Origin of the sequence: Paenibacillus marchantiae (assembly GCF_028771845.1) — a bacterium.
Lineage (GTDB): Bacteria > Bacillota > Bacilli > Paenibacillales > Paenibacillaceae > Paenibacillus > Paenibacillus marchantiae.
Genome location: NZ_CP118270.1, coordinates 5,131,822 through 5,145,192 on the forward strand (window position 1 = coordinate 5,131,822; position 13,371 = coordinate 5,145,192).

The window sequence follows — 13,371 nt, forward strand, 5'->3', positions numbered from 1 at the left end:
AACACATGTCACTGAACAGTTGAATGGGTTTATTAACAAACCGATTTTAAATAAATAGATTATGATTTGCATGAGCTGCCTGCCCCAGATAGTAACCCACTCCACCGATGTTAACCGAATCCATTAATTCTTCACGCTGAATCCCCATTAAATCCATGGACATCTGGCAAGCGACAAACTCAACTCCCTGCGCAGTTGCGGTCTGCATCAGTTCTTCCAGAGAAGCAACATTATTATTCTTCATAATGCCTCGAATAATCTTTGGGCCAACTCCAAGCATATTCATTTTGGACATGCCTAGCTTGTGGCTACCGCGCGGTAACATCATGTCAAACATGCGGCCAATCATTGTTTTGGATACAGGCTGTGGCTGATGCTTACGGATAATATTCAATCCCCAGAAAGTGAAGAACATGGTTACTTTACGTCCACTTGCTGCTGCCCCATTTGCAATAATAAGAGAAGCAATCGCTTTATCTAGATCACCACTGAAGACAACCATCGTGCTCGCAGGCTCCTCTTTAGGAGTTTCCATAGCTGAAGATGCGGTCTGCGCGGTATTCTTGGCAATTACAGCTTCAATAGTACCGCCTTTGGATCGTTCCAAGTGTAGAAGTGAGGAACCAGACATCGTTGCCCATGCTCTCACATCTTCATAAAATCCTGGATCGGAAGCTTTCACCCGTAGGGTCTCTCCATTCGATAGTTGATCCATTTTCTGCTTAAGTTGTATCAGCGGACCGGGACAACTTAAACCGCACACGTTCAACTCGTTATCAATACGCTGTGGCTCTGTAAAGATTGGATTGGAGAGCTCTGCTTCCTTTACAGCATGTTTCGGATTGTTGTTCTGACCCTGTCCATCATTATTATCATGGTTTCCGGTAGAAATTGGAGCAGGCCGAAATTGTGCTTGGCGGTATGTTTTATAACCTCCACTCAGATTTTTCACATTAAAGCCATGCTGACGCAAAATCTGCGAAGCTGTATATCCACGCAGACCAACCTGGCAGTATACCCAAATATCTTTGGTTGAGTCTAATTCATCTAATCGCTGACGAAGCTCATCCACTGAAATATTTATGGAGTCCGGAATATTCCCATTGCGATGCTCCAGCTCACTGCGTACATCCAGCAATATCGACTGCTCCGGCTGACGTTCAGTTAGCTGATCATAGGTGAACGTTTCAACACGTCCAGCCGTAATATTTTCAGCTGCATAACCAGCCATATTAACTGGATCTTTCGCAGAGGAATACGGTGGCGCGTAACTCAACTCAAGCTCTGATAAATCACTGATGTGACCCCCAAAATGAATGGCTACAGCTATGTCATCAATCCGTTTATCCACACCGTCATAACCAATTGCTTGTGCACCTAAAATTTTACCTACGGGAGTAAACAGCAGTTTAAGAGTAATCGCGCTGGAACCAGGATAATACGATGCATGAGATGCAGGATGCACAATTACAGTTCGATAATCGATGCCGAGACGTTTTAGTGTTTTCTCATTACTACCTGTAGTTGCTCCGGTCATTCCAAACACTTTAATAATTACCGTTCCTTGTGTTCCTTTGTAGATGGAACTTAGTCCGGCGATTCGATCTGCAACAATTCGTCCCTGTTTGTTGGCAGGTCCAGCAAGCGGAATAGCTGTCTTTGTGCCATGAATGGTTTCAGTTACTTCGATGGCATCGCCAACAGCATAGATATGTGGCACACTGCTTTCGAGTGCTTCGTTGACCATAATATGTCCACGTGTTCCTAGGGAAACTCCGCTATTTCTCAGAAAAGCTGTATCTGGAGTTACTCCTATCGCAAGAATAACCAGGTCAGCTGTCAGAACATGACCATCAGATAGTTCAACACCAATGCCATGCTCAAGTGAACGAAAGCCCTGTACACGCTTGGAAAACAGCAGCTTTACCCCATTTTGCTCCATTTCCTGTGCCAAGGCTGCTGCCAGCTCAGCATCAAATGGGGTGAGCAGCTGATCATTACTCTCTACCAACGTTACATCCAATCCGGCTTCCTTCAAATTTTCTGCCATTTCAACACCAATAAATCCTCCGCCTATAACAATCGATAATGCGTTGTTAGATGAATTAATTTGCTTCTTGATGCGATCAATATCTGGAATGCTGCGCACTGTATAAATCAGTGGATTATCCGTACCCGGCAGATCGGGAATAATTGGCTTGGCACCTGGTGACAAAATCAATTCGTCATAGCTTTCTTCATATTGACCGCGCTCCTGGCTTTGTACCTGAACTGTACGAGTATGCGGATCAATAGCGACGACCTCACTTCGTGTACGCACATCAATATTAAATCGATCGACCATACCTTTGGGAGTTTGTACTAGCAAACGCTCTCGATCCTCGATCGAGCCACCAATATAATAAGGTAAGCCGCAATTGGCAAACGATATATAGGGTCCTTTTTCAAATATGATAATTTCGGCATGTTCATCCAGGCGGCGCAGACGGGCAGCTGCTGATGCACCACCCGCTACTCCGCCCACAATCAGTACTTTTTTACTCATGATTCACAATCTTCCTCTCCAAACAAAATAGGTATCATCTGTTCAATCCGTTGGTCGGCAAGCACATAATTTACTTCAAGGCCATTGCGCTCAGTCGTTACAATACCTGCACTGCGTAGCTTCTGCAAATGCTGGGAAACTGTTGATTGGGGAAGATCTAGACACTCCTGCATATATGAAACATTACATTTCTTTTTTCGCATCAACCCGCGCACAATGCACAGACGAATCGGATGTGATAGAGCTTTCAGTAAATTAGCAGGTTCATCGAACTGTTTTAAATTAGTGCTATCAAAAGCTTCTGTATTCAAAAATACCCCTCCTGAATCGTTATATCGTAATATTACGATATTTGAATTGAGATGTCAAAATATTTTCATCTTATGCTCATGGCCCTATAAAATTTTAACCAACAAATTTATAAGGCAGCTGAACGTATTCAATCAATAATCAATTAAGTAAAGTATTTCTTTTAATATGTTAATCCTAAAATTAATACCTGAGGATACATAAAAATATTCCTTATATCTAGAAGCTGATTTCCCCCTCTTACTCTCCCCAATCTGTTAGTCACATCTAACATATAGGGGTTTATTTAATACGTCCACTTCAAAAATCGGTGCGTTCTTCCATGTCGCCCCCTACTTCTCTTCTAACTAAGTCGACCTTCATTAAAACAACAATCCCAACAGTTTTATCGAGTTTTAGTCCCAGCTAGTGTAATTCAGTTTAAGTAACAATTCTCGAATGAAAACATATCAATCACGTTTACTATGTCCCATCAATATGTTATATAACACCCATGGCTAAAATAAACATCTCCATACTAAATCCGATCATACTAATAGAATGGCTTCTCTCCACAATGTGTCGTCCTCTGTTTATATGACTTAAGCCGCTCGGCTTATACACGAATTTAACGTTTTTTCCCCACTAAAATCTAGAATAAATATAAGAAAACAAAATCATTTTTCGGAGGCACTTTTCTTTGTCTTCAAGTGTTATAGGGATAAAAGGTCAAGGAGGTGTTGGCATCGCCGCAGGAATACATTAACTCAGAAGAAGTGGAAACGCTTATCTCCAACATTCAACAAGGAAATACAAACGAATATGAAGCGATCATCAAGATATTTCAACAGCCGATTTTCCGCTATTGCTACCGTTTGCTGGGCAACAGACAAGACGCTGAAGACGCCGTACAGGATGTATTGGTCAAAGCCTATCAATCGCTGCATCAATACAAGAAAGAGAATCATTTTTCGGCTTGGCTGTATCGGATCGCCTATCATCATTGCCTGAATCTGCTGCGAAGACGCCGTATTTATCTTAATGTATTGAAGATTATTTCCTTAGAATCCGTTGTAATAAGCTACGAACAGGAGCTGGATAATATATTGTACAAGCCTCTATGGGCTGCAGCACTGTCTCGATTATCACTGGAGGAACGAAACTTGCTTATACTTCGGGTGTTTGAAGACAAGACTTTCGCGGAGATCGGCACCATTTTGAAGGTCAACCCTAATGCGCTTGTAAAGAGAATGAAACGGATCCAGCAGAAGATTCGGAAATCCATGAAATTGAAGGAGGAATTCGTTTGGAACGAAACAGAGTTGCCCATGAATACCAAGATTTAAAACAAGCATTGAGCAACGAGAGGATGCCTGAAATCGACGTCACCTGCCAGGTAATGCGCAGAATCTCTTTAATTGAAGGCCGCCGTCATTCGGTCTTGAAAAAAACAACGAGAAGCACAGTTGCAATGGGTGGTATGCTCGCCCTCATTTTGCTAATCTCAGTCAGCGCTTATGCCGCTTCGGAATACATCCAGCTCATTACTCGTGACGGGGTCGTTAAGGTCCAACATGTTGCTTCGGATGAACCTGCTACTGGCACGGCAAACGTATATGATTATTCTGCTGCCCAGGTACAGGACTTTGCTAAGCCGGGGGAATTAATCGCTTTTTTTGTGAAAAGCGACAGAATTTCAGAAATTACAGAGCTTGGACTACGTTTTGAGTATAAAGAACAGCAAATCACTTCGTACTCCGACTTCTTGAAGGAAATCAAACGTACAGGAGCTCCTAACCTGCCTCTAACCGCCATGGGCTATTCCTTCGAGTACGGAAAGATAAACCCAAAGTTTCCAACAATTGATGTGCAAAAGAAAGACTCCTATTACCAGAAAGTATATAGTGATCTTAGAGTTCAAGCTGCCAAATCTTCTTCAGGGCAAAAGGTGTTCATGAAGACCGTACCATGGTCAGAGCCTTTAAGCATTAGCGGAATATATTCAAAAGGAAAGGCCCATATCGGAATTTCTGTCATCCTCATGAATGGAGGAAATATGGTTGTAGAGCAGGAGAAAGAGAATTCAACGGACAAAATTTTAGTCGCCGGAACGGAAGTTGTCTATAACAATATGAAAAAAAATGCCGTAAGTTATCATTACCTAAACTGGTACAATGAAGAGCAAGATGCATATTACACACTTTCCAGCTTTGGGGACAAAGAATTAACCAAAGCACAATTTTTACAATTGGCCGGAGAGTTACTAAGAAAAGGAACATCATAAGAAAGCCGATAAACACACAGAAGCTGTTGTGTTTATCGGCTTTTTTAACTACCCTTATATTATGAATGAATAATTCCCAATCTTCGGAATCAATATAAAATTAAAGACCTGATAAGAAAGAACGTACACAAAACACCCAGCAATAAAAACATCATTGCTGACTGACGTTCATTCTTCCACAATCGAATTGTATTAGCAATATTTAAAATTACCAATGCAAGCATATTAATTCTAGTATTCATTTCAATAAAATTAATACACAATAGAATAAATACCACTATCCCTACAAAAAGAAACCATATCGGTATATTCTTACTAAGCCGTTTAATCATTTCATTCCCCTTCTAAAATTAATATTCTATCTCTAATAGGGTATTCTTCAACTTTATTGAAATACCTTTATAATTTCAATAAAGTAGGAATCGTAAACGTCCACGCTAGTCACGGAAATGCGGGCTTTAATCCCCACTCGTAGCCGTTAACTCATACTCCTGCTCAATGTGGGAATAGCCGATTATTGCGGTGTTTCCAGTTCCAAGGTTGAATTTTTATACGAAACGTCGGATTCCGAGCCCATGCATCATGAGGTGCCTTTTCCACATATGACACTGTGTCATTTTTATTGTTGACTTGTGACACAAGTGTCATATATAATTCATTAATCAGCAATTGTGACACGGTGTCACTTATTAGGATTGGAGGATCATATTTGCCCAAAAAAACATTTTTTCACTTATCGAAAGATAAACAGGACACGTTAATTCAATGTGCTAAAAGGGAATTTTCTCGAGTTCCATTACACGAAGCATCTATTGCCAATATCATCAAAGACGCGGGGATCTCTAGAGGAAGTTTTTATCAATACTTTGAGGAAAAAGAGGATCTGTATTATTACCTGTTGAACCAGTCCTCACAAAAAAATAGTGACCGATTTATCGCAGCTTTAAAGGAGAACAACGGAGATATATTCGAAGCTTTTATCGATTCATTTCAATTTATGATTCAGAATCACACCAATCAAGAACACAAAAACTTTTTTAGAAATGCCTTTTTAAATATGAATTATAAAACGGAAAAAACATTTACGAAGAACATTTATGAAGAAAATCGGGATAGCCATCTTTTACCTATCATTGGGTTAATGAATACGGAAACTTTAAATATACAAGGGGACCGAGAATTGCAGCATATTTTAAAAATCATTATAGCTGTAACCTTTGATAACCTTATTCAAATATTCGTAAAAGATTTAACCTATGATGAAGCTTTAAAAAATTATGGTGAGCAGATGGAACTGCTGAAAAAAGGATTTAAAAAAATTTAAATAAATAGATGTTTATACACAAATATTTAAACGACTAAGGGATTAAATGAAGTGTAAAAAAGGAGAAAAGACATATATGGATTCAGCTTTACAAGAAAAAAAACCACCCTATTTAATGATTGCGATTCTTTTTATTGGTGCATTTGTTTCATTTCTAAATAACTCGCTCTTAAATGTAGCGCTGCCATCCATCATGGTGGATTTGAACATTAAAGATTATTCCACGATCCAGTGGCTTTCTACTGGCTATATGCTGGTCAGTGGTATATTGATTCCGGCGTCAGCATTTTTATTAACACGTTTCTCCAATAGAAGTTTGTTTATTACTTCCATGACCATCTTCACTTTAGGTACGGCCATAGCAGCCGTTGCACCAAACTTTGGCATATTGCTTACAGGAAGAATGGTTCAAGCAGCAGGCTCTTCAGTAATGGGACCACTGTTAATGAATATTATGCTGGTAAGTTTCCCACGCGAAAAACGCGGAACAGCAATGGGTATTTTCGGATTAGTTATGATTACAGCCCCTGCAATCGGGCCAACATTATCAGGTTTCATTGTAGAATATTATGACTGGCGCTTGCTTTTCGAAATGATTTTACCGTTAGCCGTCATTAGTTTACTATTAGGGATTTGGAAATCCAAAAATATAATGCAGCAAAACAAAAATGCAACACTGGACTATTTCTCGATCATATTATCTTCCATTGGTTTTGGTGGTTTGTTATATGGGTTTAGTTCTGCAAGTTCAGATGGCTGGACAGATCAAGTTGTCTTAATCACTTTAATCGTCGGAGCTATTGCTCTGATCTCCTTCGTTGTCCGTCAATTGAAAATGGAGACGCCATTATTGGATTTACGGGTTTACAAGTATCCGATGTTTGCCCTTGGCTCTGTTATTGCGATTGTAAACGCAGTGGCGATGTTCTCCGGAATGATTTTAACACCGGCATACGTACAAAACGTAAGAGGTATTACACCACTTGATTCAGGTTTAATGATGTTGCCTGGTGCGATAATCATGGGGATTATGTCACCTATTACAGGTAGACTATTTGATAAATACGGCCCACGTGTTCTTGGCGTAATCGGACTTACGATTACAGCGATCTCAACGTACATGTTGGCAAACCTACAAATCGACTCGACTCACACTTATATTATCCTTGTGTACACTCTGCGTATGTTTGGTATGGCAATGGTGATGATGCCTATTATGACAAACGGCCTAAATCAATTGCCAACACGCTTAAATCCACATGGTACAGCTGTCAACAATACAGCTCAGCAAGTGTCCGGTTCGATTGGTACGGCTATTCTGATTACGATTATGAACTCGGTGACAAAAACAAAAGCTGAAGATTTAATGACTGGTGTTGATCCAACAACTTTGACAGCAGCCAATAAAGCTTTATTAACCCAAGAAGCGTTACTAGCCGGAATTCAATATTCATTCTATATCGCACTTGGAATTAACATTGTTGCATTAATATTAGTTTTCTTCATTAAACGTGCGGAAGTAAGTGATGAACCTGTCGAGGCTTTAAAAAATCAGCAGGGTAACACTAAAACTAAAACCGCAGTAAATTAATTAAAAGCATTTGATCAAAAAAAATACAGACAATATCAAAGAAATATAATAACTAGGGGCCTACTATCTTAAGGATAGCAGGCTCCATTTTCTTTTCTCTAAACTTACATGTTATGTATGTTTTCAATCCAATAGACCGGGTATATATTATCAATGATTTGTTCATTGGGGAGGTTAGATAAATATGTTTATGGAATTAACCATCAAACTAGTGATTAGCTTTTTTGGGCTACGGGCCATCACTTTTATTACAGGTAGAAAAACCGAACGATCATTAGAAATATGATATAAAAACTTACTTTCCCCTCCTCTACCTAAAGAGCTTCATCAAGTCCATGCTTGTCCTATTAGTATTATGGAGAACCACATCATTTAACCACTAAACGATAAGAAACCTTTAGCCGTTTAATAGGCTACAGGTTTCTTAAACTTAAAAAATGTTTGGATTACTTCTTAAGAAAGTATAATTCCTTGTAGAGAGTTTTTCTTGGGTTTCAATACTTAACCTCAATCATCAAGTCTGCTCCCTTGCCTAAAACCTGTACCTCTTTCACTATTTCTTGGCCGTTTGGAACAATAACTGGACTCAATAGTTCATATCCAGCCTTCTTGATTAAAGGAATATCAAACTCAAGCAGCACTTGACCTTGTACGACACGATCTCCGGTTTGTACATGAGCAGTAAATCCTTCACCTTTTAAAGATACCGTGTTCATGCCGACATGAATTAGAATTTGAACACCAGAATCGTGCTCAAGAATGAGTGCATGCTTGCTCTTCTCCATGATATGGGCAATCTTACCCGAAAATGGCGCTGTCACTTTTCCTTCGGAAGGTTCAACTGCAAATCCGTCGCCCAACGCTCTGCTGGAAAAAGCTTCGTCTTCTACCTCATCCAAAGAACGAGTTGTACCTTGAATTGGGGAAAAAATCTCCATTGTATGTTCTTGTTTTCTTTTAAATCCAAACATGTTGTTTCCTCTTTTCCTTTGCAGAAGTCTGCCTCTAATCCCATTACTGTCTTCAATCTTCTAAATGCTCACCGTTACTTTTGATACAATTTTGATACCAATAAAAAGAATCCTTTTTATACCGTTTATTCGTACCCTGTCCACGGTCATCCCGGTCAACGTAGATTACACCGTAACGCTTCCTCATTTCGATCGTACCACAGGAAACAATATCAATAATCCCCCACATCGTGTAGCCGATTAATTCAACTCCATCAATAATAGCCTCTTTCATTTGTTTGAAATGTTCCTTGAGATAGTCAATTCGGTAAGAATCATGAATTTCGCCTTCATTCAATTCATCAAGGGCACCTATTCCATTTTCCGCAATGAAGATGGGCAGTTGATAACGATCGTACATTTGGTTTAAAGAAACCCTCAGACCAATCGGGTCAATTTGCCAGCCCCAATCACTTGCTTTTAGATACGGATTTTTGTTTCCTGTCACTAGGTTCCCGCCGGTTCGATCCCAGTTTTTATCGGTTGTCGCTACCATGGACATATAGTAAGAAAAACTCAGGAAATCAACAGTGTATTCCCGCAAAATATTATCGTCATCCGCTTCTTTATGGATATTGATGTCGTTGTCATTAAAGTAACGTTCCATATAAGCGGGATACTTGCCTCGCGCCATAATATCCGTATAAAAATAGTTGGCATATTGTTCATCTAAAATAGACTGCATTACGTCTTCCGGCTTACAGGTCGCAGGATAAGTCGTGAAACGGGCAATCATGCCGCCTACCTTAGAGCCCGGGAGGATCTCGTGCGCCAGCTTAACGGTTAGGGCATTCGCTATGAATTGGTGATGTAGACATTGGTAAATTGCATTTTCATAGTCTTCTTCCTGATCTTTTATCAAGTACACACCGTTATAGGGGTTAAACTTGCCGGCATTGATCTCATTGAATGGCAGCCAATAATCCACCCGATCTCCCAGTCTTTCGAACAGCACTCTGGCATATCGCAAGTAAAATTCGATGGTTTGCCGGTTTTTCCAGCCGCCGTATTTCGTAACCAAGTTAACCGGAATATTGTAATGCAGGATTGTGGCAAAGACTTTCATTCCTCTTTTGCGACATTCATCAAACAAATCAATGTAAAACTGTATCCCTGTCTCATTGGGCTCTGCATCATCACCGTTAGGGAAGATCCGAGCCCAGTTAATGGATGTCCGGAAGATTTTTAATCCTAATTCTTCCATCAATCTTAAATCCTCTTTATAGTTGCTGTAAAAATCAATTCCCCAGCGAAATGGGTAATGGGTCATATCTTTGTCCAATAATGCTTGCTTGAACCGCTCACCAGTCATGTTGATGTTACGATGATGGTCACGCTCCTCTTTGGTCCAGTTGCTGTCAAAATAACGCAAGTCTTGGGTATCCAAACCTTTTCCGCCCACGTCATAGGCACCGTCCGCTTGGGATGCTGAAATTGCCCCGCCCCATAAGAAATCTTCCGAAAACCCTGTTCTCATATTCATATCCTCCAATCAATATTTACATTTTTCTATTTTTGAATGGGGTTTAACCAGAACCCTCATCCTTATCATATAAAGACTTAAGGTGATCGAACAATGTCAAAAGATCAAATAAAAATAACAAAAAGTAAGATTGTAATTCTAATGTTTAGATTTTTTCAACAGTACGGTTGTTAGGAAGTAGGACAGTACAAAACTGATGACGGCGCCGATAATTGCATACACAAGATTCATCGCATGATTTGGATCTGCAAAAATGGGCAGAGTCAGTAATCCAGTCGGTGCAAGCGCCAGTCTCTTAACTCCCATAAGGCCAACAAATAATCCACTAATTCCTCCGGCAACCAGTACGGCATAAAATGGTTTTTTCAGTTTGAGATTCACCCCGTAAATGGCAGGCTCTGTTACGCCGAGGAGAGCGGTAAAAGCTGCGGAATTAGCCAATACTTTAAAATCCGGATCATTCTTGACGTGTCTGGCCACCGCAAATGCAGCTGCGCCTTGTGCAACGTTAGCTACCAGAAATCCGGCGCCAATCATATCGAACCCATAGGTTGTAATGGATTGAATGACAATGGGTATGGTAACAGCGTAATGCATACCCAGCATGATAAATACCGGCCCGAAAATACCAAAAATGAAAGGTAAAATCCACACGAGATGGTTATTCAAAAAATTGATTCCCACTGCAACATATGTTCCAACGATGTTACCTAGTGGAGCTATAAAAATTAGGGCAACCGGTGCCATTACAAGTAATGTGATTAACGGCTTCATAAAGAAACGAACTGATTTTGGGGTTACCCGATCCGCAAACCGTTCAACATAAGAAGCAGCCCAAATCACCAAAATAATCGGGATAACGGATGAACCATAGCTTACCAAGGATACGGGTATCCCCAAAAAGTAAACAGGGTCTTTGGCTTCTACCATAGCCACAAAACTCGGGTGTAATAGAACGCCGCCTAAGGACACAGCCATCATTGGATTCATCTTAAATTTGTTTGCTGCCGAGAATGCCAGCATAACCGGCAGGAAATAAAAAGCCGCATCTGTAACAAAGTTAAGAATGGCATAGGTTTGTGTTTCTTTGGACATAAGATGAGTCATCGTTAAAATGATGAGAAGCGTTTTGAGCATTGCAGCCCCAGTGATAGCAGGCAGTATGGGCGTGAAAATCCCAGAAATCGTACCCAACAAACGCGAAATGACAGACTCTTTTCTTGCAGAGACGTTTGAATCTTCGGTTTTGATCTCTTCCTGGTCAGAAGTGTTATCGCTTAACAATGGAACGATCTCATTGTATATTCGCGCCACCTCTTGTCCTACGATAACCTGGAACTGTCCACCACTGTTAACCACACCAAGGACACCAGGAATCGCCTTCATCTTCTCTTGATCTGCCTTAGCTGAATCTTGAAGTGTAAAACGTAATCTTGTAGCGCAATGCGTTAACTGGTTGACATTCTCTCTGCCCCCGATTTCTTTTATGATGTTACTTCCTGTACGCTTGTAGTCCATATCTTCTTCCCCCTATTCCCTGACTTAATATCACTTTTCAATTTGCGGAAAATGTATGACCAGTGATACACTTAAATTGTAAAAGGCTTTGGAAGCGGTAACAATATCATAAAGAAAGCTATACTATATCAAAAGGTAAGGTTGAGTGATATGGACTATAACCAATTGGATTTTTTTCTAAAATCATACACCGATAGTGAAAAAAAGTATTTGGCTAATCCGGATGCGGTAAGCCCGATCTACCAAGATATGATTCAGGTAGATGTCCGGGGGCATATGGTCTATCGCTTTAAACCTCTAAATGTCATTGAAACCGGAATCGCCATTAGTAAGGACTCTCGCTTTACTAGCGTTCCTCTTTACGTTCATACCAATGTCAATATGAACTATATATACTCAGGAGAATGCACGTATGTGGTGGATGATAAAACCATAACGTTAAAGGAGGGTGATGTTTGTGTTTTTGATAAAGACGTTATTCGTATGAAGAACAAGATCGGGGAAAACGATCTTGTCATCAATATCAGTATGAGTGACCAATTTTTATCAAGTAATTTCCTCAGCCGATTAGCTAAACAAAGCATTGTATCCAACCTAATCCTTTCAGCCATATCCAACAGTCAAAATCATGATAACTTTCTGATCTTCCGTACTAAAGGTAACCATAAAATTAAACGTTTGTTTGCCGATTTGCTTTGTGAGTATTATGACTTGCGTATGTACTCAAGTGAGATTATCAATTCGTATCTGGTGATTATTTTTACAGAGCTACTGCGTATATATCAGGATGATTCCGAAAATCAGAAAATTCAGTTATCCAACGATTCTTCAGGCAATATAGTGGATATCCTGCGTTATATTGAAAAGGAATATTTGAACTGCACCTTAACGTCATTATCCAAACAGTTTGGTTATCATCCGAAATACCTTTCTTATCTTATCAAGGAAAAATCGGGAAAGAATTTCAAAGAACTTCAGGTTTCTTTGAAATTGAAGTTAGCTTGTTATTACTTGGCTAATACTTCATTATCGATTCAAGAAATTGCAGAGAAGGTTCAAATCAGCAACCTGAATTCGTTTTATCAAAAATTCGGAGTGACTTACAATATGACGCCAAAAGCTTATCGCCAGGCTCATAGTTAACCGATTTGGAGAGAAACGTATGAGACCACATCATTAGCTATGGTCTATGCATCCTATTCTTGCCCATGAATTTAAAATGTAATAAAAAAGCCGCTGATCTGTTCAGACCAGCGGTGGTACCCTTTGCTTTTTGCGTTATGTTTAACAGCAGTTTGAACCTCCATTAATGACTCGCGTTAATCTCT

General features: G+C 39.9%; 10 protein-coding genes. 5 read left to right on the top strand and 5 right to left on the bottom strand.

From position 1 onward, the window contains the following. Positions 1-46 precede the first annotated feature (46 nt). Together PTQ21_RS23040 and PTQ21_RS23045 are read right to left on the bottom strand one after the other, a co-directional pair. The gene (locus tag PTQ21_RS23040) at positions 47-2,545 is read right to left on the bottom strand and encodes an FAD-dependent oxidoreductase (protein WP_274567285.1); all 2,499 of its coding nucleotides are present in this window, start codon (positions 2,543-2,545) and stop codon (positions 47-49) included. Beyond that, a complete protein-coding gene (locus tag PTQ21_RS23045) occupies positions 2,542-2,856 on the bottom strand; it encodes an ArsR/SmtB family transcription factor (RefSeq protein ID WP_064637503.1) in 315 nt (104 codons plus the stop codon). The genes PTQ21_RS23040 and PTQ21_RS23045 overlap by 4 nt, the downstream gene beginning before the upstream one ends. A 714-nt stretch (positions 2,857-3,570) precedes the next feature. On the opposite strand from PTQ21_RS23045, the gene PTQ21_RS23050 reads away from it, so the two are divergent. The 4 genes from PTQ21_RS23050 (at position 3,571) to PTQ21_RS23065 (ending at position 8,032) form a co-directional block, all read left to right on the top strand. Beyond that, the gene (locus PTQ21_RS23050; RefSeq protein ID WP_240321261.1) at positions 3,571-4,179 is read left to right on the top strand and encodes an RNA polymerase sigma factor; all 609 of its coding nucleotides are present in this window, start codon (positions 3,571-3,573) and stop codon (positions 4,177-4,179) included. Further along, a complete protein-coding gene (locus tag PTQ21_RS23055; RefSeq protein ID WP_269056486.1) occupies positions 4,140-5,117 on the top strand; it encodes a hypothetical protein in 978 nt (325 codons plus the stop codon). Before PTQ21_RS23050 ends, PTQ21_RS23055 begins: the two co-directional genes overlap by 40 nt. Before the next feature lie 709 nt (positions 5,118-5,826). Beyond that, complete coding sequence (locus PTQ21_RS23060; protein WP_063562634.1) at positions 5,827-6,441, top strand: TetR/AcrR family transcriptional regulator; 615 nt, start codon at positions 5,827-5,829, stop codon at positions 6,439-6,441. A 76-nt stretch (positions 6,442-6,517) separates the two neighbouring features. Further along, complete coding sequence (locus PTQ21_RS23065; protein WP_063562635.1) at positions 6,518-8,032, top strand: DHA2 family efflux MFS transporter permease subunit; 1,515 nt, start codon at positions 6,518-6,520, stop codon at positions 8,030-8,032. 494 nt (positions 8,033-8,526) lie between these two features. Here the strand turns inward: PTQ21_RS23065 and PTQ21_RS23070 are convergent, their stop codons facing one another. From PTQ21_RS23070 to PTQ21_RS23080, 3 genes are all read right to left on the bottom strand, one after another. Then, complete coding sequence (locus PTQ21_RS23070; RefSeq protein ID WP_274567286.1) at positions 8,527-9,003, bottom strand: PTS sugar transporter subunit IIA; 477 nt, start codon at positions 9,001-9,003, stop codon at positions 8,527-8,529. Positions 9,004-9,055: 52 nt separating this feature from the next. Then, a complete protein-coding gene (locus PTQ21_RS23075; protein WP_274567288.1) occupies positions 9,056-10,519 on the bottom strand; it encodes a glycoside hydrolase family 1 protein in 1,464 nt (487 codons plus the stop codon). Between the two features lie 144 nt (positions 10,520-10,663). Further along, complete coding sequence (locus PTQ21_RS23080; RefSeq protein ID WP_274567289.1) at positions 10,664-12,043, bottom strand: PTS transporter subunit EIIC; 1,380 nt, start codon at positions 12,041-12,043, stop codon at positions 10,664-10,666. Positions 12,044-12,193: 150 nt separating this feature from the next. On the opposite strand from PTQ21_RS23080, the gene PTQ21_RS23085 reads away from it, so the two are divergent. Further along, on the top strand, positions 12,194-13,186 hold the full coding sequence (locus PTQ21_RS23085) for an AraC family transcriptional regulator (protein WP_079693803.1): 993 nt from the start codon (positions 12,194-12,196) through the stop codon (positions 13,184-13,186). The last annotated feature ends 185 nt before the right edge of the window (positions 13,187-13,371 follow it).